24 protein-coding genes are annotated in these 23,111 nt (G+C 73.6%); 12 read left to right on the top strand and 12 right to left on the bottom strand.

Features of this window, described 5'->3' with window-relative positions:
- Positions 1-11 precede the first annotated feature (11 nt).
- Positions 12-1,187 (top strand): alcohol dehydrogenase catalytic domain-containing protein, encoded by a 1,176-nt coding sequence (locus tag E1212_RS13185; protein WP_131983114.1) that lies wholly within the window; start codon positions 12-14, stop codon positions 1,185-1,187.
- Positions 1,188-1,197: 10 nt separating this feature from the next.
- Positions 1,198-2,712 carry an FAD-dependent oxidoreductase gene (locus E1212_RS13180; protein ID WP_131983112.1) on the top strand — a complete coding sequence of 505 codons (1,515 nt, stop codon included), beginning with the start codon at positions 1,198-1,200 and terminating at the stop codon, positions 2,710-2,712.
- Between the two features lie 17 nt (positions 2,713-2,729).
- Here the strand turns inward: E1212_RS13180 and E1212_RS13175 are convergent, their stop codons facing one another.
- Positions 2,730-3,755, bottom strand: coding sequence for a Ppx/GppA family phosphatase (locus E1212_RS13175; RefSeq protein WP_131983110.1), 1,026 nt, complete (start codon positions 3,753-3,755; stop codon positions 2,730-2,732).
- A gap of 73 nt (positions 3,756-3,828) precedes the next feature.
- On the opposite strand from E1212_RS13175, the gene E1212_RS13170 reads away from it, so the two are divergent.
- A complete protein-coding gene (locus E1212_RS13170; protein WP_131983108.1) occupies positions 3,829-4,719 on the top strand; it encodes an aminoglycoside phosphotransferase family protein in 891 nt (296 codons plus the stop codon).
- A 245-nt stretch (positions 4,720-4,964) separates the two neighbouring features.
- Here E1212_RS13170 and E1212_RS13165 read toward each other — a convergent pair whose 3' ends face one another.
- On the bottom strand, positions 4,965-5,540 hold the full coding sequence (locus tag E1212_RS13165) for a TetR/AcrR family transcriptional regulator (RefSeq protein WP_131983106.1): 576 nt from the start codon (positions 5,538-5,540) through the stop codon (positions 4,965-4,967).
- An 88-nt stretch (positions 5,541-5,628) separates the two neighbouring features.
- On the opposite strand from E1212_RS13165, the gene E1212_RS13160 reads away from it, so the two are divergent.
- Positions 5,629-7,005: an MFS transporter gene (locus tag E1212_RS13160; RefSeq protein ID WP_131983104.1), complete on the top strand. Its 1,377-nt coding sequence runs from the start codon at positions 5,629-5,631 to the stop codon at positions 7,003-7,005.
- Positions 7,006-7,077: 72 nt separating this feature from the next.
- Here the strand turns inward: E1212_RS13160 and E1212_RS13155 are convergent, their stop codons facing one another.
- From E1212_RS13155 to E1212_RS13125, 7 genes are all read right to left on the bottom strand, one after another.
- On the bottom strand, positions 7,078-7,683 hold the full coding sequence (locus E1212_RS13155) for a PIN domain-containing protein (RefSeq protein WP_162605450.1): 606 nt from the start codon (positions 7,681-7,683) through the stop codon (positions 7,078-7,080).
- 2 nt (positions 7,684-7,685) lie between these two features.
- Positions 7,686-8,408 (bottom strand): helix-turn-helix domain-containing protein, encoded by a 723-nt coding sequence (locus tag E1212_RS13150; RefSeq protein WP_131983100.1) that lies wholly within the window; start codon positions 8,406-8,408, stop codon positions 7,686-7,688.
- A 71-nt stretch (positions 8,409-8,479) separates the two neighbouring features.
- Positions 8,480-8,992 carry a hypothetical protein gene (locus tag E1212_RS13145; RefSeq protein WP_131983098.1) on the bottom strand — a complete coding sequence of 171 codons (513 nt, stop codon included), beginning with the start codon at positions 8,990-8,992 and terminating at the stop codon, positions 8,480-8,482.
- 28 nt (positions 8,993-9,020) lie between these two features.
- Positions 9,021-9,704, bottom strand: a complete 684-nt coding sequence (locus tag E1212_RS13140; RefSeq protein ID WP_203416817.1) for an NADPH-dependent F420 reductase — start codon at positions 9,702-9,704, stop codon at positions 9,021-9,023.
- Positions 9,701-10,747, bottom strand: coding sequence for an LLM class flavin-dependent oxidoreductase (locus E1212_RS13135; RefSeq protein ID WP_131983096.1), 1,047 nt, complete (start codon positions 10,745-10,747; stop codon positions 9,701-9,703). Before E1212_RS13135 ends, E1212_RS13140 begins: the two co-directional genes overlap by 4 nt.
- 140 nt (positions 10,748-10,887) lie before the next feature.
- Positions 10,888-11,280: a nuclear transport factor 2 family protein gene (locus E1212_RS13130; RefSeq protein WP_131983094.1), complete on the bottom strand. Its 393-nt coding sequence runs from the start codon at positions 11,278-11,280 to the stop codon at positions 10,888-10,890.
- Positions 11,281-11,290: 10 nt separating this feature from the next.
- Entirely contained in the window at positions 11,291-11,719 is a 429-nt protein-coding gene (locus E1212_RS13125; RefSeq protein WP_420814372.1) for a MarR family winged helix-turn-helix transcriptional regulator, read from the bottom strand.
- 86 nt (positions 11,720-11,805) lie between these two features.
- Between E1212_RS13125 and E1212_RS13120 the strand changes: the two genes are divergently transcribed.
- On the top strand, positions 11,806-12,417 hold the full coding sequence (locus E1212_RS13120; RefSeq protein WP_203416815.1) for a TIGR03086 family metal-binding protein: 612 nt from the start codon (positions 11,806-11,808) through the stop codon (positions 12,415-12,417).
- Between the two features lie 230 nt (positions 12,418-12,647).
- Here the strand turns inward: E1212_RS13120 and E1212_RS13115 are convergent, their stop codons facing one another.
- Complete coding sequence (locus E1212_RS13115) at positions 12,648-13,688, bottom strand: 1-aminocyclopropane-1-carboxylate deaminase (RefSeq protein WP_131983090.1); 1,041 nt, start codon at positions 13,686-13,688, stop codon at positions 12,648-12,650.
- A 2-nt stretch (positions 13,689-13,690) separates the two neighbouring features.
- Positions 13,691-14,038, bottom strand: coding sequence for a GntR family transcriptional regulator (locus E1212_RS13110; protein WP_131983088.1), 348 nt, complete (start codon positions 14,036-14,038; stop codon positions 13,691-13,693).
- 238 nt (positions 14,039-14,276) lie between these two features.
- On the opposite strand from E1212_RS13110, the gene E1212_RS13105 reads away from it, so the two are divergent.
- Positions 14,277-15,161, top strand: coding sequence for an RNA polymerase sigma-70 factor (locus E1212_RS13105; RefSeq protein WP_131983086.1), 885 nt, complete (start codon positions 14,277-14,279; stop codon positions 15,159-15,161).
- Between the two features lie 6 nt (positions 15,162-15,167).
- On the opposite strand, the gene E1212_RS13100 is transcribed toward E1212_RS13105, so the two are convergent.
- On the bottom strand, positions 15,168-16,937 hold the full coding sequence (locus tag E1212_RS13100; protein WP_203416814.1) for a bifunctional 3'-5' exonuclease/DNA polymerase: 1,770 nt from the start codon (positions 16,935-16,937) through the stop codon (positions 15,168-15,170).
- A 54-nt stretch (positions 16,938-16,991) separates the two neighbouring features.
- Here E1212_RS13100 and E1212_RS13095 point away from each other — a divergent pair, with 54 nt between their 5' ends.
- The 6 genes from E1212_RS13095 (at position 16,992) to E1212_RS13070 (ending at position 23,110) form a co-directional block, all read left to right on the top strand.
- A complete protein-coding gene (locus E1212_RS13095) occupies positions 16,992-18,530 on the top strand; it encodes a beta-N-acetylhexosaminidase (RefSeq protein WP_203416813.1) in 1,539 nt (512 codons plus the stop codon).
- A 10-nt stretch (positions 18,531-18,540) separates the two neighbouring features.
- Positions 18,541-19,368: an SDR family oxidoreductase gene (locus E1212_RS13090; protein ID WP_131983082.1), complete on the top strand. Its 828-nt coding sequence runs from the start codon at positions 18,541-18,543 to the stop codon at positions 19,366-19,368.
- Between the two features lie 36 nt (positions 19,369-19,404).
- Entirely contained in the window at positions 19,405-20,052 is a 648-nt protein-coding gene (locus tag E1212_RS13085; protein ID WP_131983080.1) for a GNAT family N-acetyltransferase, read from the top strand.
- A complete protein-coding gene (locus E1212_RS13080) occupies positions 20,049-20,384 on the top strand; it encodes a YciI family protein (RefSeq protein ID WP_131983078.1) in 336 nt (111 codons plus the stop codon). The genes E1212_RS13085 and E1212_RS13080 overlap by 4 nt, the downstream gene beginning before the upstream one ends.
- Complete coding sequence (locus tag E1212_RS13075) at positions 20,381-21,610, top strand: RNA polymerase sigma factor (RefSeq protein ID WP_131983076.1); 1,230 nt, start codon at positions 20,381-20,383, stop codon at positions 21,608-21,610. Before E1212_RS13080 ends, E1212_RS13075 begins: the two co-directional genes overlap by 4 nt.
- 102 nt (positions 21,611-21,712) lie before the next feature.
- Positions 21,713-23,110: an MFS transporter gene (locus tag E1212_RS13070; protein ID WP_131983074.1), complete on the top strand. Its 1,398-nt coding sequence runs from the start codon at positions 21,713-21,715 to the stop codon at positions 23,108-23,110.
- Position 23,111 lies beyond the last annotated feature (1 nt).

Below are 23,111 nucleotides of genomic sequence, written 5' to 3'. Positions count from 1 at the left end.
AGGGGCGGGACATGAGGGCGGTGACCTGGCAGGGCAAACGCGACGTGCGCGTCGAAGAGGTCCCGGACCCACGCATCGAAGAGCCGACGGACGCGGTCATCCGCGTCACGACGACCGCGATCTGCGGCTCGGACCTGCACTTGTACGAGCCGATGTCGCCGTTCATGGAGCCCGGCGACGTCCTGGGCCACGAGTCCATGGGGATCGTCGAAGAGGTCGGCAGCGCCGTGCCGCAGCTCGCCCCGGGCGACCGGGTGGTCGTGCCGTTCCAGATCTGCTGCGGCACCTGCTACATGTGCGCACAGGGCCTGCACACGCAGTGCGAGACCACCCAGGTGCGCGAGCACGACATGGGCGCGGCGCTGTACGGCTACACCAAGCTGTACGGCCAGGTGCCCGGCGGCCAGGCGCAGTACCTGCGGGTCCGGCAGGCGCAGTACGCCCCGATCACACTGCCACCGGACGGACCGGACGAGCGGTACCTCTACCTGTCCGACGTGCTGCCCACCGCCTGGCAGGCCGTCGAGTACGCCGCGATCCCGCCCGGCGGCACCGTGCTGGTGCTCGGACTCGGCCCCATCGGCGACATGGCCGCCCGGATCGCGCTGCACCGGGGCCACCGGGTGTTCGCCTCCGACCCGATCCCGGAACGCCGCCTCCGGGTGGCCTCCCGTGACGCGACGGTGTTCGATCCCGAGGCCCATGACGTCACCGCCGAGGTGCGTGAGCGGACCGACGGGCGTGGCGCGGACTCCGTCATCGACGCCGTCGGCATGGAGGCGCACGGCTCGCCCGGCGCGACCTTCCTGCAGAAGATGACCGGCCTGCTTCCGGATGCGATCGCCGAGCCGATGATGCAGAAGGCGGGGATCGACCGGCTCGCGTCGTTCTACGCGGCCATCGACGGGGTCCGCCGCGGCGGGACGATCTCGCTCAGCGGCGTCTACGGCGGCATGGCCGATCCGCTGCCGATGCTCACGCTCTTCGACAAGCAGGTGCAGCTGCGCATGGGGCAGGCCAACGTGCGGCGCTGGACCGACGAGATCATGCCGCTGCTCGGTGACGGCGATCCGCTCGGCGTCGAGACGTTCCACACCCACCGGCTGCCGCTCGACGAGGCGCCCGCCGCCTACGAGATGTTCCAGAAGAAGGACGACGGTGCGGTCAAGGTCCTGCTGACGCCTTGAGGAGGCACGCGTGTCGTACTGGCTGGACAGCACCGGGGACCCGCCGCTCGCGCCGTCGCCGCTCACCGACGCCGACGCCGTCGTGCTCGGAGCGGGGATCGCGGGCATCACGACGGCGTATCTGCTGAAGCAGGCGGGGCTGTCGGTGGCGCTGATCGAGGCCGACGAGCGGCTGGCGGCCGGGGTCACCGGCCACACGACGGCGAAGGTCACCAGCCAACACGGCGCCATCTACGCGCAGCTGACCAGCAAGTTCGGCGTCGACACCGCGCGTGCGTACGGCGCCGGCCAGCAGCTGGCGATCGACTGGATCGAGACCGAGGCGGCCGCCGTCGGCGCGGACGCGGACTGGTCGCGGCGCGAGTCCTACGTGTTCGCCGAGCAGCCGTCGTCGGCCGACGGGCTGCGCCGCGAGGCCGAGGCCGCCGCGGCCGCCGGGCTCCCCGCCACCTTCACGACCGAAACCGGGTTGCCGTTCGCCGTGAGCGGCGCCGTGCGGTTCACCGGGCAGGCGCAGTTCCACCCGCGCCAATGGTTGCTGGAGCTCGCGACCCGCATTCCCGGCGACGGCGGCACCGTCGTCACCGGGACTCGCGCGCTCGGGCTCACCGAGGGCGACCCGTGCGTCGTCACGACCACCGCGGGCGAGATCCGTGCCCGCCACGTCGTCGTCGCCACCCATTACCCGATCTTCGACCGCGGCCTCTTCTTCGCCCGGCTGGAGCCGCGCCGCGACCTCGTCGTCGCCGGGTTCCCCTCGGCGGCCGGGCCCGACGGCGTCCCCGCCGGCATGTACATCAGCAGCGAGGACCGGCACTCCATCCGCACCACCCCCGCGGACGACGGCCGCGCCCTGCTGATCGTCGGCGGCGAGGGACACCGCGTCGGCGCCCGAACCAGCGTCGCGAAGCACTACGACGCGCTGGCGGCGTGGGCGCGCGAGCGGCTCGGGCTCGCGGAGCCGGCCTACCACTGGCTCGCGCACGACCTCACCACCGTCGACTCCCTCCCCTACGTCGGCCGGTTCCACCCGCGCGCCCGGAACGTGTGGGTCGCGACCGGGTTCGGGCACTGGGGCATGACCAACGGCACGCTGGCGGCGCTGCTGCTCCGCGACCTCGTCACGGGGACGGAGAACCCGCTGGCCGGCGTGCTCGACCCGCAGCGGACCACTGTCCGGCAGTCGGCGACGGAGTTCGTGAAGGCCAACGCCTACGTCGCGGCCCGCTTCGTCGGCGACCGCGTCGACGTCTTGGCCGTCCGGCGCGGCATCGACTCGCTGCCTCCTGGCGCCGGCCGCGTCGTCACCGACGGCACCCGCGCGATCGCCGCCTACCGCGACGACGAGGGCGGCCTGCAGTGCGTGTCGGCGCGCTGCACCCACCTCGGCTGCCTGGTCGTGTTCAACGACGCGGAACGGACCTGGGACTGCCCCTGCCACGCATCCCGGTTCGCGACCGACGGACGGGTCCTCGCCGGCCCCGCCGTCCGCCCGCTGCCCGCCGTCACGCCCCCGTCGGACTGAGCCGCTCGACGGCCGCGTCAGCGGGCGGGGTGCAGCGGCGTCACCGTCGACGACGCTGGGGCGGGGCGCTGCTCGGCCAGGTGGCGCACCGGCTGCAGCGGCACGTCGGCCACCTGGCCGGTGATGGCCTCGAGGTGGCTGAGGACGATGCCCTCGCGCAGGGCCCAGGGGCAGATCTCCGCCCGCGACACGTTGAGCGCCGCCATGGTGGTGTCGGCGACCACGGCGCCGGCCAGCAGCTGACCGGCTCGCGCGGCCGAGACCCCACGCAGCTTCGCCCGCTCATCGGCGGGCATCGCGGCCAGCCGGGGCAGCCAGCGGCGGACGTCGCGGCGGGACAGCTCGCGGCGGACGAACGGGCCCTTGCGCTGCCGGGCCGCCCCGGACAGCCGGGCGAGCTGCTTGAACGTCTTCGACGTGGCGATGACGCGGCGCGGCTGTCCCTCCCAGCGCAGCCGGTCGGCGACCTCGCCGATGGTGTCGCGGACGTGCCGGCGCAGCTCACGCAGCTGGTCGCGGCTGGGCGGGTCGTCCGGGAGCAGCTCCCGCGTCAGCCGGCGGGCCCCCAGCGGCAGCGAGATGGCGAGGTCCGGTTCGGCGTCGCGGCCCAGCGCGATCTCCATGGAGCCGCCGCCGATGTCGAGCAGCAAGAGCCGTCCGGCCGACCACCCGTACCAGCGGTGTACCGCCAGGTAGGTCAGCCGGGCCTCCTGTTCACCGGTCAGGAACTGCGGCCGCACCCCGGCCCGTTCCTCGATCCGGTCGATGACCTCGTCACGGTTGCGCGCGTCGCGGATCACCGACGTCACGTACGGATACAGGTAGTCGACCCGCTGGTCGGCGGCGTCGCGGACGGCTGCGGCCACGGCCGCGGCGACCCGTTCGACGCCCTCGCCGGCGATGGCCCCGTCACCGTCGACGGCGTCGTGCAGCAGCGTCGGGATCTTCACCCCGTGCGCTGGCAGCGGCGGCGCACCCGACGTCGCCTCGACCACCTGCAGCTGGGCCGAGTTCGAGCCGATGTCGAGCACCCCGAGACGCATGGGCGACCAGTACCCAGCCGGCGTGGAGAAATTCTGTTGGCCGGAGCGCCGGGCGTCCCTACGGTGGACCTCGATGACGGATCCGCAGCCGCCGGTCATCGACGCCGGCCTCGTCGCCCGGCTGATCGCCGAGCAGTTCCCCCAGTGGGCCGGTCTCCCCGTCCGTCCGGTCGAGCTCCAGGGCGTCGACAACCGGACCTTCCGGCTCGGCGACGAGCTCTCCGTCCGGCTGCCCAGCGCCGCGCACTACCGCGAGCAGGTCGCCAAGGAGCAGCGCTGGCTACCGCTGCTGGCCCCGCAGCTGCCGGTGCCCATCCCGGCGCCGGTCGCCGTCGGGCGGCCCGGCTTCGGGTACCCGTGGTCGTGGTCGGTGAACCGTTGGCTCGACGGCGTCACCGCGGCCTCGGTGCCGTCGGCCGGCGGGTCGGTCGACTTCGCGCACGACGCGGCCGGCTTCCTGCGGGCGCTGTGGTCGGCCGGCGCCGACGGCGGTCCGCCGCCGGGCACGCACAGCTTCCGCCGCGGCGCACCGGTGTCGGTCTACGCGGACGACACGGAGCGCGAACTGACGGCACTGGCCGGGCGCATCGACGTCGCGGCGGCGCGGAAGGTGTGGGACGACGCGGTGGCGGCGACCTGGACCGGCGAGCCGGTCTGGTTCCAGGGCGACTTCGCGCCCGGCAACCTGCTGGTCGACGACGGCGGCCGGCTGAGCGCCGTCATCGACTTCGGCACCTGCGGCGTCGGCGACCCGGCCTGCGACCTCGTCGTCGCCTGGACGTTCCTCGACGGCGCCGCACGCGAGGCGTTCCGGGCCGCCATGAGCCCCGTCGCCGACGACGCCATGTGGGCGCGGGCGCGCGGCTGGGCGCTGTGGAAGGCGCTGATCACGTACGACTCCGAGGTGCCGCGGGTACGGGCCGAGGCACGGCGGGTCGTCGGCGGGGTGCTGGCCGAGGCCTGACCCGCCGCTCGCTCACCCATTGTGGTGGTGAGGGGAGCCCGCGCGCATCCCCGATGGTTGAGGGATAGGTGTCGCCCTGGCGACACGGATCCCTCAACCATCGCGCGGTCGGCGGGTGAGTGAGCGCCGACGGCAGCAGTCTCATCGTCGCCGGCGAGGAAGGAGCGGGTGGCCTGAGCCGCCCCTTGGAATGAGCACCATACCCACCGGTGCGTATGGGTGCTCAATGCAGCGACGCTGGACGGTCAGGCCGGCGGGGCCAGCAGCGACCGGACCGACGCCGTCACCACGCGAGGGATGTCGGCCGCGTCGAGCCGGCCGGCCCGTTCCTCCTCGGCCGCGCCCTTGAGCAGGTAGTGCACGGCGCTCACCAGCCAGCCGACGGGCAGGTCGGTGCGGAACACGCCGTCGTCCTGGCCACGGCGGAGCAGGTCCTCGAGCCGGGTCGCCGGCGCGCCGTGCAGCTCGCGCACCCGACCGGCCGGCAGCACCTCTAGCGCGGCCGCGAGCAGCGACGACGACTCCGCGACCAGCGACCAGCTGGACGCCAGCAGCCGGTCGAGCGCGTCGCGCGGGTCGCCGGTGAGGTCGACGGCGGACAGCACGTCCTCGCCGTCACGCAGGGCGTCGACCAGGGCCGCCTCGACCAGCTGGGCGCGGTTCGGAAAGTGCCCGTAGAGCGTCATGCGCCCGACACCGGCCGCCGCGGCGATCTCGTCGATGGTGGCGGCCGGGTCGCGTCCGAGCAGCTCACGGGCCGCGGCGACGATGCGGGCGATGCTGCGCTCGGCGTCGGCCCGGCGGCGGGTGCGGGTCGTCATGAGAGAAGTTTAGCTCGTACGGGAATATACGAGTTAGCGCTGCCCGTTTCCTAGTTCGTACGCACACATACGAGTTAAGGAGCCGATCATGACGTACGACGCGACGAGTGTGGCGCCGCACCCCTGGCGCTGGCGGATCCTGGGCTTCCTCGGCGTCGCCCAGCTGATGCTGATCCTGGACGTGACCGTGGTGGCGATCGCGCTGCCGCAGATCGAGAGCGATCTCGACGCCAGCCGCGCGGCCCTGACCTGGACCGTCAGCGCCTACGCGCTCGCCTTCGGCGGGCTGATGCTGCTGGGCGGCCGGCTCGCGGACCTCGTCGGCGCCAAGCGCGTCGTCCTGGCCGGCCTGCAGGTCTTCACCGCGGCGTCGCTGTTCACCGGTCTGGCGGAGTCGTCGGAGCTGCTCATCGCCGGGCGCATCGCCCAGGGCGTCGGGGCCGCGCTGCTGTCGCCGTCGGCGCTCTCACTGGTCGTCACGCTGTTCGAGGGCGACGAGCGCAACCGGGCGCTCGGCGTGTGGTCGGCCCTGGGCGGCGGCGGGGCGGCGCTCGGCGTGCTGCTCGGCGGCGCGCTGACGGCGGGCCCCGGCTGGCCGTGGGTGTTCTTCGTGAACGTGCCGATCGGCCTGGTCATCGCGGTGGCGCTGGCGCGGCTGCTGCCGGGCGGCGTCGGCGCGGCGGGGCCGCGGCCGCGGCTGGACCTGCTCGGCGCGGTCCTGGTGACGGCGTCGACCGGCTCGCTGATCTACGCCCTGATCCAGGCCGGCGAAGGCGGCTGGCTGACGGCGACGACGGGCGTCCTGCTGGTGGCGGCGGCTCTCGGGTACGTGGCGTTCGTGGCCTGGCAGCGGCGGGCCGGCTCGCCGCTCATGGACGTGCGGCTGCTCGCCCGGCGGCCGGTCGCGACCGGGACGTTCCTCATCCTCCTGGCGACGGCGCTGATGATCGCCGTCTTCTTCCTGGGGACGTTCTACTTCCAGCACGCGCACTCGTACGGCCCGCTGCGCACCGGCCTGCTGTTCCTGCCGGTCGCGCTGGCGACGATGGTCGGCGCGCAGCTGACCGGGCGGTCGATCGCCCGGTTCGGCGCCCGGCGGCTGGCGGTGGCAGGCCTGCTCGTGGCCGCGGCCGGGATGGCCGTGCCGGCCCTGTGGCTGAACACCGCCGCCGTCGTCGCCGGCGTCTCCGTCGCCGCGGCCGGCACCGGCGCCATCTTCGTCGTCGCCTCCGCGACCGCGCTCGGCCAGGTCGCCCCGCACGAGGCCGGGGTCGCCTCGGGCATCGTCAGCACCTTCCACGAGTTCGGCGCCGCCGGCGGCGCCGCGGTCATCTCCAGCGTGGCCGCGGCCAGCATCGTCGGCGACACCCTCGGCGGCTTCACCGACGCCTTCGTCGTGGCGGCCGTCGCGGCCGCGGTGTCGGCGGTCGTCGCCGCCGTCCTCACCCCGCGCCCGCGGGGTTGAGGCCGCGCGAGGGGCGGGCGCGGTGTCCACTCGGACCCGCGCCCACCCTCGGGCCCGCTGAGGGCGACTGGGTCAGTCCAGCAGCCGGCGGAGTTCGCGCCCGAATCGGGGAGCGTACTGGCCGGCGGCAAGAGCATCAGCGATTTGAACCGGAGTCCGTCCGGGCCTGGTCAGCCGCGCCGACATCGACTCGATCGCCTCGATCACGAGGGCCGGGCGCTCGGCCAGTTGTTCTCGGAGAAAGCGGTCGGCGGTCACCACGCTCAGGCCCGACGGGCGAGATCTGGCCGGGAAGTCGCTCGTGTTCGTCGTGATCACGTGCGTGGCTCCGATCCCGGCGGCCACCGCGAGGACGTGCCGATCCTCCCGGGCACACATCATGGCCGGCACCAATGGGACCCACAGCTCGGTCGGTACGGACGCATCCGGGAAGGCCGTCCTCATCGCGGCCACCACGAGGCCGATGCGGCGCGCCGCTTCCTCCTCATCAACCCCGTACCGCTTGGCGAGCAACGACGCTCCGTTGCGGCGCACCTCGTCCTCGATCTCCGACTGCCACACCGGCCGGAACACCGCTGCGTCGGCGGCCGAGAGAAGCAGGTCACGCAGGCCCGGCGGGATGAGGACGTTCGCGTCGAGGACGGCGATCGGGCGCACCGGAACCGCACGCTGGGCCACGCTCAGAAGTCCTCGGCGGTGTAACCGTCTTCCGGCGCGATCGCCGCGAGAGCCTGGTCGCGCACACGTCGCTGCCGCTGCTCGTACTCGAGGACGTCCTCGAGGTGAAAGCGGTGCCGGTTGCCCACCATGCGGTGTGGTAGCTCGCCGGTCCGAGCGAGCTTCACCACGTGGGGACGCGAGACGTTGAGCAGATCGGCGGCCTGCTGACTGGTGAGCTCGACCGGTACGGCCGGCTCGATCTCGACCTCGTCCGGATCGTCGGCCGAAGTGAAGATGAGCACAGCGGGCCTGCCGTTGCTGGCCAGATCGACGATCCGCCGCAACGCATGGTGAAAGGCGGCGGGCAGCTTGAGGTCCGGGCCACCACTCGCCGAGATGTACACGTCTCCGTGACCGCTCAAGAGCTCGTCCAGAACCCGCGCTGCCGCTCGACCCTCGGGGCCGAGTGGCTGACTGACGTCAGGCAGCCGCCGGAGCTTGGCGATCGTCCTCTGCAGGTCCGGCGACGCCTCAGGACTCAGCTCCTTGCCCGGCGCCGTCGCGGGAGCGGAGCGCGCCACGGTCGTGGAGCGCGTGACCGACCTGCTCGTGAGCCGTCGACCAGCGACGCTCTTGGCCACTACGGTCCGGCTGCTCATGGCCTTCTTGGCCGTGGTTCCGGCACGGTCGGGCGCACCCGCGTTTCGTCCCGCCGAGGTGTGGCTGCGATCGATCTTCGCCATATGCTCCTCCCACAACCCAGCCTATCCGAAACATCCGAAACGAGCGGAGCCGTTCGGTCGAACCGCGCGCCTCAGAGGCTGTGGGCGAGCAGCTCGAGGGCGATGACCAGCAGGCCGAGCACCACTTCGGCGCAGAGGACCACGATCCGCTGCCACGTGGGCAGCCGGGCCCGGCGGACGGCGAGCCAGCCGATGGCCGCCAGGGCGGCGATCAGGGCGATGCTCGACGCACGGAGCGCCGTCTCGATCTCCCAGCGGTCCGCGACGGCGAGGCCGATGAAGACGGCGGGCAGGATCAGGGCGCCCAAGGCTCCCAGGCTCACCCGGGCCATGTGCCGCAGTTCGGCCCCCACCGGCAGCATCTCGTGGACGGCGATGTGCGAGACGACGTCGGCGACGAAGACGGCGAGGACGGTGCCGAGCACGGCCACGGCCAGGGAGAGCGCGGCCTCGCCGGCGGAGACGGCGTGGGCGCGCAGCGCCAGCACGACGGCGAGCGCGGTGAAGGTGATGTAGATGCGTTCCTTCAGGATCGCGGCCCGCTCCTCGGGCGGCGACTCCTCGCGCTCGCGATTGCGCTCCATCGCGTCAGCGTATCGGCGTTTCCGCCGCTCAGGACCGTGCCGCCGCCACTTCCAGTCCGCGGGCCGACGACGGGAACCGGTCCAGCATGGCCCTCAGCTCCTCCGCGGAGACGTTGGCGCCGAACACCTCGGTGAACGGCTCCATGCCGATCCCCTCGGCCAGCGGCCCGGCCACGACGGGGTCGAAGCCGAGGGCGTCGACGATCGCGGTCACCTCGGCCACGTCGTCAGCGGAGTCCCCGGCGACGGCGATGGCCTTGCGGCCGGGCGACCCGGACGGAAGGGCGCCGTCCTCGAGGTCGTGGTAGCCCATGTGGTTGAACGCCTTCACGACCCGCGACTCCGGCAGGAACGCCTGCACGGTCTGGCTCGACGACGTGCGCGGGTCGGTGAGGTCGTCGCGGACGCCGTCGACCTCCCACCAGTAGTTCATCGCGTCGATCACGAGTTTCCCGCGCAGCTCGTCCACCGGCAGGGTGCGGTACTTCCCGAGCGGCAGGGCGAGGACGACGACGTCGGCCTGCGCCGCCGCCTCGCGTGCGGCGACGGCGACCGCTCCGGGCGTCACGATCTCGACGATCAGCGCGATCTTCGACACCTCGCCGGATCCGGCGATCAGCACGCGGTACCCGGCGGCGACCGCGAGCCGGGCGAGCACCGTCCCCACCTTGCCGGCGCCGAGGATCCCGATCGTGCGCACGTCGCCGCTCACGAGCGAGCCACCACACCGTCGGCCACCAGCTCGCGGACCATCGGCACGACCTTCGAGCCGTACAGCTCGACCGCCTTGAGCCGGGCCGACACCGGCTGCGACCCGGCGGTGTAGATGAGGTCGAACCGGCCGACGCCGAGGGCCTGGACGGCGCGGGCGATCTTGCGCGCCACCGTCTCCGGCGAGCCGACGTAGAGCGAGCCGTTCTCGATCTCGTGCTCGAACTCGCGCGGGCTGATCGGCGGCCAGCCGCGCTCGCGGCCGATCCGGTCGCGGTTGACCTTGTAGCGGGCGTAGTAGACCTCGCGCGCCTCGTCGTCGGTGTCGGCGATGAAGCCGGGCGAGTGCATGCCGACGGGGTGGGCGACGGTGCCGAACTGGCCGGCCGCGCGCCGGTAGAGGTCGAGGTACGGCGCGAACCGGTCCGGCGCGCCGCCGATGATCGCCAGCATGAGCGGCAGCCCGTAGTACGCCGTGCGCACCACCGACTGCGGGGTGCCGCCGACGCCCACCCACGCCGTCAGCCGGCCGGAGTCGGTCTTCGGGAAGACGTCGGCGTTCTCGAGCGCCGCCCGCGTGGTGCCCTCCCAGGTCACCGGCTTCTCGTCCAGGAGCTGCGTGAACAGCTGGAGCTTCTCCTCGAACAGCACGTCGTAGTCGGCGAGGTCGTAGCCGAACAGCGGGAACGACTCGGTGAACGAGCCGCGGCCCAGGATCACCTCGGCGCGGCCCTCGGAGACGGCGTCGACCGTGGCGAACCGCTGGAACACCCGGACCGGGTCGTCCGAGCTCAGCACCGTGACGCCGGAGCCGAGCCGGATCCGCGAGGTGCGCGCCGCGATGGCCGCGAGCACCGTCTCGGGAGTCGAGATGGAGTACTCGGGGCGGTGGTGCTCACCGAGCGCGATCGCGTCGACGCCCAGCGAGTCGGCCAGCACGGCCTCGTCGACGACCTGCCGGATCGCCGCGCCGTACGTGAGCAGTTCGCCGTCGTCGCCCTCCGGCACGTCGCCGAAGGTGTCGAGTCCGAAGCTGAGTGTCATGACGCCTGAAACGAGGTTGACATGTCAATTATTTCGACGCGGAGTCCGACCCGGGTTCCCGTGGCCGGACCGGGAGTGGCTCATGGTGCAGGGCCTCACCCCAGTGCCGATCGAGCGCGATGTCGTCGTCGCGCGCACCGTCAGCGGCCCCAGGCGTCCGGCGGCTCGCGGCGGCCACCGCCGGCGTGCCAGTACTCGCGCAGCTCGGCGCAGCGGCCGTCGTCGGCGAACCGGAGCATGAACGAGCCCGCCAGGGTGACCTCGGCGCCATCGTTGACGAGCGTGGTCCACCACTCGACGGCGACCCGGTTGCCGGCGACGAGGGGCGTGCCGAAGCGGACCTCGATGTCGCTCTGGGTGGCGGTGACCTCCGACCAGTAGGTGGCGATGCCGTCGCTGCCGGCGAACGGCGCGGCGTACGGCTCCTCCTGGTAGGTGGCATCGTCGGTGAACAGCTCCGCGGCCGCCGCGGCGTCGCGCCGCACCCAGGCCTCGCGGTAGCCGTCCAGCCAGCCCTCGACAGACGTCGTCATGGTGAGATCATCACGTGTCCGCACCCGCGATGTCGAGGATCTCGGCGGCGGGCAGGGCCGACAGAGCCGCGAGGGCGCGGACGAAGCCGCGCCGGTCGGCGGGCGGCAGAATGGCGAGCAGCCGGTCCTCGCGCTCGTGGATGCCGGCCTTCACCGCCTGCTCGACGCGGCGACCCTCGTCGGTGAGCGAGAGCAGCCGGACGCGGCGGTCGTCGGGGTCGGGGGTGCGCGAGATGAGGCCGGCCTCCTGGAGCTCGTCGAGGGTGCCGATGATGCGGGTCTTGTCGGCGCCGATGGCCTCGGCGAGGGCGGCCTGCGTGCGCATCTGGCCCAGCGAGCGCAGCGTGCTGAGCACCGAGTATCCCCACATCGACACCCCGTGGGCGGCGAGCACCGGCATCTCGATGTCGATGAGGGCCCGCACCAGCGGATACATCATCGCGGCGAGGTCGCGCCGCTCGTCCTCGCGCTCCACACCTCGAAGATACAATGGCGCGATAATAGGCATGTGCCTATGATGTGCTTGTGCCTACGATAAAGCTCCCCGCCGGCGAGGTCCTCATCGACCTCGACGCCCGCGCCGTCCGCGCCAGCGCCGAGCTGGCCTCCGAGGCCGGCCCGGCCGACCTCGCCATGGCGACGCCGTGCGCCGGGTGGACCCTGGCCGACCTGCTCGCACACATGGCCACCCAGCACTACGGCTTCGCCGCCGCCTCCCGCGGCGACGGCGACCTCGGCCAGTGGAAGCTCCGCTCCCTCGGCGACGACCCCGTCGCCGCCTACCAGGACGCAGCAGGGCACGTCATCGACGCCTTCGCCGCCGACGGCGTGCTCGACCGGCCGTTCCCGCTGCCGGAGTTCACCACGGAGCACCCGTTCCCGGCCGAGCAGGCGATCAGCTTCCACCTCATCGACTACGTGGTGCACTCCTGGGACGTCGCACGCACGCTCGGCCTCACCGTCGACTTCGACGACGACATCCTCGACGTCGCCCACGACGTCGCCGCGGTGGTGCCGACGGGGCCGGCGCGGCTCGCGCCGGGCACGCCGTTCGGCCCCGAGGTCGCGTGGAAGGGCGGGTCGCGGCTGGACCAGCTGGTCGCCTACCTCGGCCGCTCTCCTGCCTGGCCCTCCTGACGGGCCGGGGTAGCGTCCGCTCCATGGCGGCTCATCGAGGAAGGATCGCGCTCGGACCGGAACCTGGCGATCGGACTGGGGCCGACGTCGGCGCCGGCCGACGCCGACTCCCGCCGTCATCCGCTACGAGGACGGGTCCCGGGCCGAGCTCGAGCCGGAGGACCCGACGACGATCGAGGTCAGGACCACATGCGGTCGAGCGGCAGGCGCTCGTCCCTGAGCCCGGGGAGTCAGACGTCGAGCCGGTGCGTGTGCGTGAACAGCCCGCTATAGGCGTTCAGGGCCGGCTGGCCGCCCAGGTGCGCGTACAGGACGGTGGCGTCCTTCGCGATGTCGCCGCCGGTCACGAGGTCGATCAGGCCCGCCATCGACTTGCCCTCGTAGACCGGGTCGAGGATGACGCCCTCGAGCTGCCCCGTGAGCCGGATGGCGTCGAGAGTCGACTCCACCGGGATCCCGTACTCGTCGCCGGCCCAGCCGGGCAGGACGGTGATCTCGTCGTCGCGCAGGGGGCGGCCGACGCCGATCAGCTCGGCCGTGTTGCGGGCGATGCGGGCGACCTGGTCGCGGGTCTCGTCGAGCATCGCGCTGGCGTCGATGCCGACGACGCGACGCGGGCGGCCCCCGGCCTCCTCGAGCGCGGCGAAACCGGCGATCATGCCGGCCTGGGTGGAACCGGTGACGGCGCAGACGACGACGGTGTCGAAGAAGACGCCGAGCTCCCGCTCCTGCTGCGCGACCTCGTACGCCCAGTGGGCGAAGCCGAGGCCGCCGAGCCGGTGGTCCGACGCGCCGGCCGGGATCGGGTACGGCCGCCCGCCGCGCGCCTCGACGTCCTCGATGGCGCGGGTCCACGACTCCTTGAACCCGATGCCGAAGCCGGCCGGGTCGAGCCGCACCTCGGCGCCCATGATGCGGCTCAGCAGGATGTTGCCGACCCGGTCGTTCAGCGCGTCGGGCCAGTCGACCCACTTCTCCTGCACGAGCACGGCCTTCAGGCCGAGCGACGCGGCGACGGCGGCGACCTGGCGGGTGTGGTTGGACTGGTAGCCGCCGATCGAGACCAGCGTGTCGGCGCCCTGCGCGAGCACGTCGGGGACGATGTACTCGAGCTTGCGGGTCTTGTTGCCGCCGTAGGCGAGGCCGGCGTTGCAGTCCTCGCGCTTGGCCCAGATCGCCGCGCCGCCGAGATGTGCGCTCAGCCGCGGCAGCGGGTGGACCGGGCTCGGGCCGAAGGTCAGCGGGTGGCGGGGGAAGTCGGAGAGCGGCACGGTCACTCCTCGGTCATCGGCAGGCTGTGCCAGGTGTGGAACGCGACGGCGGCCGCGCGCTTCGCGTCGCCGGCGACGGGGACGCCGCGCAGCTCGTCGTCGGCCGCGATGGACTTCACCGTCGTCGAGCGGCTCGGGCAGGCCAGCACCAGCCCGGCCTCGGCCAGCCGCAGCACTGCTTCCCGGACCGGCGTGCGGCCGACGCCCGGCCAGGTCGCCAGCTCGCCGTCGCGCAGCGGCTCACCGGGCGCGAGCACCCCCGCCACGCTCGCGTCGCGCACGTGCCGGTACACGTCGTGGCGCACCGGGCGCCGATCGGTCGGGGCGGGCGGCTTCGCCGGAGCGGGCATGACAATATATTGCACGCAATGCGCCAGGCGACGCAAACCCGGGCCGCAGGGTCCCGGGCGACCCCGAGCCCGGGTTGATCATGGAGCAACTGCGCAGTTGCGAGGGGATTCGTCCGGTTGATCCCGCCATGACTCCACGATCAACGTGGGTCCGGGCGGACCCGGTGTCACGAAACAGGGCCGGCCGGCGTCGTATGGGTGGAGACGTGTCGCCGGATGTGAGGAACGGGACCAGGACATGAGTGAGGACGCGGCCACCGATGCCTTCGTCGCGCACCGGAACCTGCTGTTCACCGTCGCGTACGAGATGCTCGGCTCGGCGGCCGATGCCGAGGACGTGCTGCAGGAGACGTGGCTGCGCTGGTCCGGTGTCGACCAGGGCACGGTGCGCGACCCGCGCGCCTACCTGGTCCGGATCGCCACCCGCCAGGCCCTCACCCGGCTGCGCACCCTGCACCGGCGCAAGGAGGACTACGTCGGCCCGTGGCTGCCCGAGCCGTTGCTGACCGCGCCCGACGTCGCCGAGGACCTGGAGCTCGCCGACAGCGTCTCGATGGCGATGCTGCTGGTGCTCGAGACGCTCACGCCGACCGAGCGGGCCGTGTTCGTGCTGCGCGACGTGTTCGCCCTCGAGTACGACGAGATCGCGGCCGCCGTCGACAAGACGCCGGTCGCCGTCCGGCAGATCGCCCACCGTGCTCGCGAGCACGTCGCCGCACGCCGCCCCCGCAGCGCTGCCTCCCGGACCGACACCCGGGCCGCGCTCGACGCGTTCCAGCGGGCCGTCGAGACCGGTGACCTGCAAGGACTGCTCGACATCCTCGCACCCGACGTGGTCGCGCTGGGCGACGGCGGCGGCGTCGCCCAAGCGGTCCGCAAGCCCGTCGTCGGGGCGAAGAAGGTCGGCAACCTGCTCCGCGCGGGAGTCACGCGGTTCGGGGCCGAGATGACGGTCGAGCCGGTGCAGGTCAACGGCTACCCGGCGCTGCTGGCCCGGATCGGCGGGCGGCTCGACGGCATCCTGACGGTGCGGGTCGACGACGGCCTCGTCACCGGCCTCTACTACGTGCGCAACCCGGAGAAGCTGTCGAGGGTCGAGCGGGAGACCACGGTCACCCGCTGATCGGCGTCACTTGGCGTCGGCGTAGCGGTCGGCCACGGCGACACTCAGCGGGAACTGCACGGGGAAGTCGCCGAAGAGCAGCCGGCCCGCCTCGGCCGCCGCGGCCCGGACCTCGTCGACGACGGAGTCGGCGAGCGCCGCCGGGGTGTGGACGACGACCTCGTCGTGCAGGAAGAGGACGAGGTGCGGGCGGCCGGCGAACGGAGCCGGCACCCGCGCGGCCGCACCGCTGGCGGCGTCGTCGACCACGCCCAGCGCCCACAGCCGCCGCCGGATGGACGCCAGCCAGCACATCGCCCACTCCGCGGCCGTGCCCTGCACGACGAAGTTGCGGGTGAACCGCCCCCACGAGCGCGAGTACGACCGGGCCTTCGCGACGTCGTCCTCGCCGGCGTCGTCCTGGTAGGCGCCGGCCTGGAGCTCGTGCCAGGTGGCGCCCGGCAGCGGCGAGCTGCGGCCGAGGTGCGTCGTGACGATCTCGCCGCGCTCCCCGGCCCGCGCCGCCTCGTCGACGAAGGCCAGCGACCGGGGGAACGCCTTCGCCAGCCGCGGCAGCACCTGGCCGCTGGAGCCGGTGGTGCCGCCGTACATCGCGCCGAGCATGCCGACCTTCGCCAGCTCGCGCGTCGCCACCGCACCGGACGCGACGATGCCCGCGTACATGTCCGCGCCGCGCCCGTCGGGCCCACGCCCGGCCGCCGCCATGGCCTCGTCGGCGGCCATGCCCGCGAGCACGCGCGGTTCCAGCTGGGCGGCGTCGGCGACGACGAAGGTCCAGCCGGGGTCGGCGACGACGGCGCCGCGCACGGTCTTCGGCAGCTGCAGCGCTCCGCCGCCGCTGGACGCCCACCGCCCCGTGACGACGCCGCCGACGACGTACTCGCTGCGGAACCGCCCGTCGCGGACCCACGCGTCGAGCCAGGTCCAGCCGTTGGCGGTCAGCAGCCGGTACAGCGACTTGTACTCGAGCAGCGGCTCGATGACCGGGTGCTCGATCTTCTCCAGGTCCCACTTGCGCAGCGTCCGCGCGCCGACGCCGGCCCGCTCCATGGCCTTGAGCAGGTCGCGGTGCGAGTCGGGATTGAGGCTCGCCGGGGCGCCGATGGCCGTGCGTATGCGCTGCGCGAGCTCCTCGAGCCTGGCCGGCCGCTCACCCAGGCGCGGCCGCGGCCCGAGGACCTCGGTGAGGATCGCGTCGTGGACGTCGGCCAGCCAGGGCAGCCCGGTGTGGAACAGCTCGACCGCCACCAGCGCGCCGGCCGACTCCGCCGCCAGTAGCAGCCGCAGCCGCCCGCTCGCCGCCGACGCGTCGACGACCTGGGACTGGCGGGCCAGCTCGGCGACGGGGTCCGGGCCTGGTCGCACCGTGCCGGTCTCGCCCGGCGCGCCGAACAGCATGGCCGGCTCGTCGGTGGGCGCGTACAGGGGCGTCGCCGGCATCAGGTCCCACGGCCCGGGCGGCGCGCCGTCGGGCTCCGGCCACGCCGTGAGCGCCGACTGCCGCAGGATGCGGTGCGAGAGCCGCAGGTCGTAGGCCCGCTCGACCCGCACCCCCGCCGCCAGCAGCGCCGGGTACCACCGGTTGGTGTCGTCCCAGGTCCAGCGTGCGGCGGCGTTCGTTGCGCGGACGACGGCGGCCAGCTCACCCGCCGCGATCCGCCGGCCGCCGCCGCCGGACCCGAGGCCGGCGCCGCCGGACCCGAGGTCGGCGACGTCGGGCCCGAGGCCGGCGACGCGCACTGAGCCAGTGGACTCCGGGATCAGGACGGGCTGCACCCGCTCATCTTCCCGCCCGGCACTGACACGTCGTGCCGTGACATCCTGCAGACCGTGACCGATCTCGTCCCCTTGCCCCTGATCCACGAGGCTCGCCCCGGCGTGTTCGCCGCCGGACCGGACCTGGTCATCGGCGCCGACGGTGATGCGCGGCCGGCCGCGTGGCTGCTGCGCGACGTGCTCGCCGGCGCGGGCGTCGGCGCGGGGGTCGTGCCCGCCGACGACCCGGCCGCCGCCGTCGTCCTGCGGCTGACCGACCCCGTGCGCGACAGTCCCGAGGGCTACCGGCTCGCCGTCGCGCCGGACGGGGTCCTGATCGAGGGCGGCACCGCCGCCGCGCTGGCCCGCGCGGTGCAGACGTTCCGGCAGCTGCTGCCGCCCGCGGCGCTGCGCCGCACCGCCGACGCCGGCGCGGAGCCACACACCGTCGCGTGCTGCCTCATCGAGGACGCGCCCCGGTTCCGCTGGCGCGGCGTCCACCTCGACGTCGCACGGCACTTCATGCCGGTGCCGTTCGTGCTGAAGTTGATCGACGTCGCCGCGCTGCACCGGCTCAACGTGCTGCACCTGCACCTGACCGACGACCAGGGCTGGCGCCTCGAGGTGCCGTCGCGGCCCCGCCTCACCGAGATCGGCGCCTGGCGCGACGAGACCGTCGTCGGCCGCAACACCGGCGAGTTCGACGGCACCCCGCACGGCGGCTTCTATTCCGTCGGCGACCTGCGCGAGATCGTCGCCTACGCCGCCCAGCGGCACGTCACCGTCGTCCCCGAGATCGACCTGCCGGGGCACGTGCAGGCCGCGCTGGCCGCCTACCCCGAGCTCGGCAACACCGGCGAGCCGGTCGCCGTCCGCCGCACGTGGGGCATCTCCGACCACGTGCTGGCGCCCACGGACGACGCCCTCGGGTTCGCCCGCGAGGTGCTGCGGACCGTTCTCGACGTCTTCCCCGGCCCCTGGATCCATCTCGGCGGCGACGAGGTCCCGCGCACCGAATGGCGAGCGAGCCCGGCCGCGGCCGCCCGGGCCGCCGAGCTGGGACTCGGCTCGGTCGACGAGCTGCAGAGCTGGTTCCTGCGCCGCTTGCACGACGACGTGACGGCTGCCGGCCGGCGGGTGGTCGGGTGGGACGAGGTGGTCGACGACGGCGGCATGCCCGCGGACACCGTCGTCATGGCCTGGCGGAACCTCGCCAAGGGCGGCGAGGCGCTCGCGGCCGGCCACGAGGTCGTGCTGGCACCCTGTGAGGTGACCTACTTCGACTACTACCAGTCCGCCGACCCGGCCGAGCCCCTCGCCGCCGGCCCCGTGGTCCCCGTCGAGGACGTCGCGGCCTGGGAGCCGGCGGCCAGGATCGACCCGGCTCTCCTGCCTCGCGTTCTCGGTGTGCAGGGCCAGCTGTGGACCGAGTACATGCCGACCCCGGACGCCGTCGAGTACATGGCCTTCCCCCGGCTGAGCGCGCTGGCCGAGGTGGGCTGGACGGCCGCGGACCGCCGCGAGCCCACCGACCTGCTGCGCCGCCTGCGCACCCACCAGCAGCGCCTCGACGCCCTCGACGTGCGTCACCGGCCCCTCGACGGCGGTGGTTAGGGTGGCCGGCATGGCGGATCCCCTCTTCTCGGTCGCGGACAAGGTCGTCGCCATCTCCGGCGGGCTCGGGCAGATCGGCGCGGAGTTCGTGCGCGCGTTCCACGAGCGCGACGCCCGGGTGGTCGTGCTCGCCCGCAACGTCGAGCCCGGGCGGGCCCGGTCCGTGCTCGGCGACATCGCCGACAGCGACCGGATCGCGCTCGTCCCCGTCGACGTCACGAAGAAGGAGACCGTCGAGGCGGCGCTGGCGAGCATCGAGGAGCGCTGGGACGTCCCCGACGCACTGATCAACAACGCCGGCCTCGACACGCAGCCGAGCGCGCCGCCCGAGGTGTCCGGCCCGTTCGAGGACTTCCCCGAAGACGTGTTCCGCGAGGTCGTCGACGTCGACCTGGTCGGCACGTTCCTCATGACCCAGGCGTTCGGCGCCGCCATGCGCCGGGTCGGCCGGTCCGGCTCGATCGTCAACATCGGCTCGATCTACGGCATGGTCTCGCCGGTCCAGGACATCTACGCCCACCGCGCGGCCGAGACCGGAGTCCCGTTCGTCAAGCCGGTCGCCTACAGCGCCGCGAAGTCCGGCATCTACAACCTCACCCGCTACTGCGCCACCTACTGGGCGCAGCACGGCATCCGGGTGAACACGCTGACGCCGTCCGGTGTCGCGCGCGACACCCAGGACGAGCAGTTCCGGGCCAACTACGCCGCGCGCATCCCCATCGGGCGCATGGCCGAGGCCGACGAGTACAACGGCGCCGCCATCTTCCTGGTCGCCGACGCGTCGCGGTACATGACCGGCTCCAACCTGGTGGTCGACGGCGGCTGGACGGCCTGGTAGGACGCTGTCGGACCGGCCCGATACGCTCGGTCTTCGATGAGCACAGACGAGTTCCACGCCGACCCGCCTCCAGCCGAGCCCCCCGCCGCACCGGCGTCGCTCGAGCGGCTCGACTGGCCGGTCGAGACCGAGCGGCTCACCCTGCGCCCGGGCACGGCCGACGACGCCGACGCCGTCTGGGCGTACCGCCGGCTCGAGCCCGTGGCCCGGTGGATCAGCGAGCTCCCCGCCGACGAGGTCGACTTCCGCACCCGGTTCGGCGCACCCGAGCGGCTGGCCACCACCCTGGTCGTCGAGCGCGAGGGGCGGGTCATCGGCGACCTCATGGTCCGCGTCGAGGACGCCTGGGCCCAGAAGGAGGTCGCCGACCACGCCCGCGCCGTCCAGGCCGAGCTGGGCTGGGTCTTCGACCCCGCGCAGCAGGGCCACGGCTACGCCACCGAGGCGGTCCGCGAGCTGCTGCGCATCTGCTTCGCCGGGCTCGGCCTGCGCCGGGTCACCGCCCTCTGCTTCGCCGACAACGAGCCGTCGTGGCGGCTGATGGAGCGCGTCGGCATGCGCCGCGAGGAGCACAACGTCCGCGACTCGCTGCACCGCTCGGGCGAGTGGCTCGACGGCCTGGGCTACGCCATGCTCGCCGATGAGTGGAACGACGGCCGCGGGGTGTCAGACTCAGGCGCATGAAGTACATGCTGCTGATCTGCGACGACGAGACCCGCATGCCGAGCATGGCGCAGATGGAGGCCGACCCCGTCCATCAGGCCTGGCAGGCCGACCTGCAGCGACGCGACGCCGAGCGGTTCGGCATGCGGCTGCGGCCGGTCGCCGACGCCACGACGGTGCGGGTGCGCGACGGCGAGACGCTGGTGTCCGACGGGCCGTTCGCCGAGACCAAGGACGTCGTCGGCGGTGTCGTGATGATCGAGTGCGCCGACCTCGACGAGGCCATCGCCATCGCGGCCGGGCACCCGTACGCCCACTGGGGCAGCGTCGAGATCCGCCCGGTCTGGGAATGACCGAGCCCGACGACGCCGTACGGGCCGCCGTCGACGCCGCGTATCGCGACGAGTGGGGCCAGGTCGTCGCCACGCTGATCGGCCTGACCCGCGACTGGGACCTGGCCGAGGACTGCGCGCAGGACGCGTTCGCCGCCGCCCTGGCCACCTGGCCGCGCGACGGCGTCCCGAGCCGGCCGGGCGCCTGGCTCACCACGACGGCGCGGAACCGGGCCACCGACCGGCTCCGGCGCGACGCCGCGGGACGGGCGAAGCTGCGCGAACTGGCCGTGCTGGCGAGGGAGCCGGCCGGCCCGGCGAGCGCCGCGACCGAGGACATCCCCGACGAGCGGCTGCGGCTGATCTTCACCTGCTGCCACCCGGCGCTGCCGTTCGAGGCCCGGGTGGCGCTGACGCTGCGCACGCTCACGGGATTGACGACGGCCGAGATCGCCCGGGCGTTCCTCGCGGCCGAGCCCACCATGGCGCAGCGCCTGGTCCGCGCGAAGCGCAAGATCGCCGAGGCCGGCATCCCGTACCGCGTCCCGCCCGCCGACCTGCTGCCGCAGCGGCTGAACGCCGTCCTCGCCGTCCTGTACCTGATCTTCAACCAGGGCTACGACGAGCAGGACGGCCGCCGCGCGCTGACCGCCGAGGCGATCCACCTCGCCCGCGTCCTCGTGCGGCTGATGCCGCGCGAGCCGGAGCCGCGCGGCCTGCTGGCGCTCATGCTGCTGACCGAGGCCCGGCGCGCGACCAGGACCGACGACGGCGTGCTGGTGACGCTGGAGCACCAGGACCGGTCCCGGTGGGGCCGCGCGCTGATCGACGAGGGGGTCGCCGTCCTGGACGAGGCGCTGGCCCTGCGCCGCGGCGGCCCCTACCAGGTGCAGGCCGCCATCGCCGCCTGCCACGCGACCGCGCCCGACTTCGCGAGCACCGACTGGCCCCAGATCGCCGCGCTGTACGCGGAGCTGGGCCGGCTGGCGCCGTCGCCGGTGGTGGAGCTCAACCGCGCCGTCGCCGTCGCCATGTCCGACGGCGTCACGGCCGGCCTCGCGGTGGTCGACGAGCTCGCGGCGGCCGGCGACCTCGACGGCTACCACCTGCTGCCCGCGACCCGCGCGGACCTGCTGCGCCGCGACGGCCGGGTGGCCGAGGCCCGGGCGGAGTACGAGCAGGCCCTGCGGCTGGCGCCGTCGGAGGCCGAACGCCGCTATCTCGTGGGGCGCCTCGAAGCACTCTGACCTGCACCGACAACCTTTTCTCGAGATTTCTTCCGGACGATGTCGATGTGAGCGGCCCGTCTTCGTCGGTTGGACGACAACCACCGGACGAAGGACTGACCGATGTCGTACCTCGAGACACTGCCCACCCGTACCGAGGCCACCACGACCACCCGCCCCGGGCTCGTCCTGGCGCTGGCGTGCGCCGCCGAGCTGATGGTCGGCATCGACGTCGCCATCGTGAACGTGGCGTTGCCGTCGATCCAGGCCGACCTCGGTGCCGGCCAGAGCGTCCTGCAGTGGGTCGTCGTCGCCTACGGCCTGCTGCTGGGCGGGTTCCTGCTGGTCGGCGGGCGCCTGTCCGACCAGCGCGGACGACGGCGCATCTTCATCACCGGCCTCGCCGTCTTCACGGTCGCATCCCTGGTGGCCGGTGCCGCGCAGCACCCCGGCCTGCTGATCGCGGCACGTGGTCTGCAGGGCTTCGGAGCGGCGCTCATCACCCCCGCCGGGCTGTCGCTGATCGCCGTCACGTTCGCCGAGGGACGGCCGCGCGACCGTGCGCTCGGCCTCTTCGGCGCCGTGGGAGGGGTCGCGGGGTCGGTGGGGGTCGTCGCCAGCGGCTTGCTGACCGCGGGACCGGGCTGGCGCTGGGCGTTCCTCGTCAACGTCCCAGCGGGCGTGGCGATCATCGTGCTCGCCGTGCTGTTCCTCACCCGCGACCGCAGCCTCGACCGGCGCACGCCGCTGGATCTCCCCGGCGCGACGACGGTGACCGGCGGCCTGCTGCTGTTCGTCTACGCCCTGCACCACGGCGCCGGCCACGGCTGGGTCGCCGCGCCGACCCTCGCGCTGTTCGCGGCGGCCGCCGCGCTGCTGGTCGCGTTCGTCCGGATCGAGGCCCGCTCCGCCTTCCCGCTGGTGCCGCCGGCGACGGTGCGCAACCGCAACCTCGTCGTCGCCAACGTCACCGGGTTCCTCGCGTTCGGCGCGCTCCTCGCGTTCATCTTCATCGGCTCGTTGCTCATGCAGCAGGCGCTGGGCTACTCGCCGATCGAGACCGGCCTCGCCTGGCTGGCGACGACCGTCACCATCGTCGGCGCCGCCACGGCCGGCGCCCGGCTGGTCGCGGTGGCCGGCGTCCGCTGGCTGCTGGTCGCGGGTCTCGCGCTGCTCGCCGTCGGGTCGCTGTGGCTGACCCGGGTGCCCGCCCCCGCCGACTACGCCACGGACGTGCTGCCTGCCTTCCTGCTGGCCGGGTTCGGGTTCGGGCTGTGCGGCCCGGCCCTGCAGATCGGCGCCCTGTCCGGAGTGTCGCGGTCCGAGGCGGGGCTGGCCTCCGGCCTCGTCGAGACCATGCGCGAGGTGGGCGGCGCCGCCGGTGTCGCCGCCGTGTCGACGGTGCTCGTCGCCGGCTCCGGTCTCGATGGCTTCCGCACCGCGTTCGCCTGCATCGCCGTCCTCACCGTCGCCGGCGCCGTCATCGCCGCCGCCGGCTTCACCCGCACTCCTCGTCACTGAC

Origin of the sequence: Jiangella ureilytica, assembly GCF_004348545.1 — a bacterium.
GTDB classification, from domain to species: Bacteria; Actinomycetota; Actinomycetes; order Jiangellales; family Jiangellaceae; genus Jiangella; species Jiangella ureilytica.
The sequence above is the reverse complement of the archived record's forward strand: the minus strand, read 5'-3'. Positions and strand labels throughout refer to the sequence as shown.

What these genes read in the sequence shown, in the direction of transcription:
- E1212_RS13125 (WP_420814372.1), bottom strand. Translation starts at nt 11,719, where the DNA reads ATGATGTATCCGCTGGTGCGGGCCCTCATCGACATCGAGATGCCGGTG.
- E1212_RS13165 (WP_131983106.1), bottom strand. Translation starts at nt 5,540, where the DNA reads ATGACGACCCGCACCCGCCGCCGGGCCGACGCCGAGCGCAGCATCGCC.
- E1212_RS13150 (WP_131983100.1), bottom strand. Translation starts at nt 8,408, where the DNA reads ATGGCGAAGATCGATCGCAGCCACACCTCGGCGGGACGAAACGCGGGT.
- E1212_RS13175 (WP_131983110.1), bottom strand. Translation starts at nt 3,755, where the DNA reads ATGCGTCTCGGGGTGCTCGACATCGGCTCGAACTCGGCCCAGCTGCAG.
- E1212_RS13135 (WP_131983096.1), bottom strand. Translation starts at nt 10,747, where the DNA reads ATGACACTCAGCTTCGGACTCGACACCTTCGGCGACGTGCCGGAGGGC.
- E1212_RS13090 (WP_131983082.1), top strand. Translation starts at nt 18,541, where the DNA reads ATGGCGGATCCCCTCTTCTCGGTCGCGGACAAGGTCGTCGCCATCTCC.
- E1212_RS13145 (WP_131983098.1), bottom strand. Translation starts at nt 8,992, where the DNA reads ATGGAGCGCAATCGCGAGCGCGAGGAGTCGCCGCCCGAGGAGCGGGCC.
- E1212_RS13130 (WP_131983094.1), bottom strand. Translation starts at nt 11,280, where the DNA reads ATGACGACGTCTGTCGAGGGCTGGCTGGACGGCTACCGCGAGGCCTGG.
- E1212_RS13160 (WP_131983104.1), top strand. Translation starts at nt 5,629, where the DNA reads ATGACGTACGACGCGACGAGTGTGGCGCCGCACCCCTGGCGCTGGCGG.
- E1212_RS13105 (WP_131983086.1), top strand. Translation starts at nt 14,277, where the DNA reads ATGAGTGAGGACGCGGCCACCGATGCCTTCGTCGCGCACCGGAACCTG.
- E1212_RS13110 (WP_131983088.1), bottom strand. Translation starts at nt 14,038, where the DNA reads ATGCCCGCTCCGGCGAAGCCGCCCGCCCCGACCGATCGGCGCCCGGTG.
- E1212_RS13085 (WP_131983080.1), top strand. Translation starts at nt 19,405, where the DNA reads ATGAGCACAGACGAGTTCCACGCCGACCCGCCTCCAGCCGAGCCCCCC.
- E1212_RS13080 (WP_131983078.1), top strand. Translation starts at nt 20,049, where the DNA reads ATGAAGTACATGCTGCTGATCTGCGACGACGAGACCCGCATGCCGAGC.
- E1212_RS13170 (WP_131983108.1), top strand. Translation starts at nt 3,829, where the DNA reads ATGACGGATCCGCAGCCGCCGGTCATCGACGCCGGCCTCGTCGCCCGG.
- E1212_RS13185 (WP_131983114.1), top strand. Translation starts at nt 12, where the DNA reads ATGAGGGCGGTGACCTGGCAGGGCAAACGCGACGTGCGCGTCGAAGAG.
- E1212_RS13070 (WP_131983074.1), top strand. Translation starts at nt 21,713, where the DNA reads ATGTCGTACCTCGAGACACTGCCCACCCGTACCGAGGCCACCACGACC.
- E1212_RS13075 (WP_131983076.1), top strand. Translation starts at nt 20,381, where the DNA reads ATGACCGAGCCCGACGACGCCGTACGGGCCGCCGTCGACGCCGCGTAT.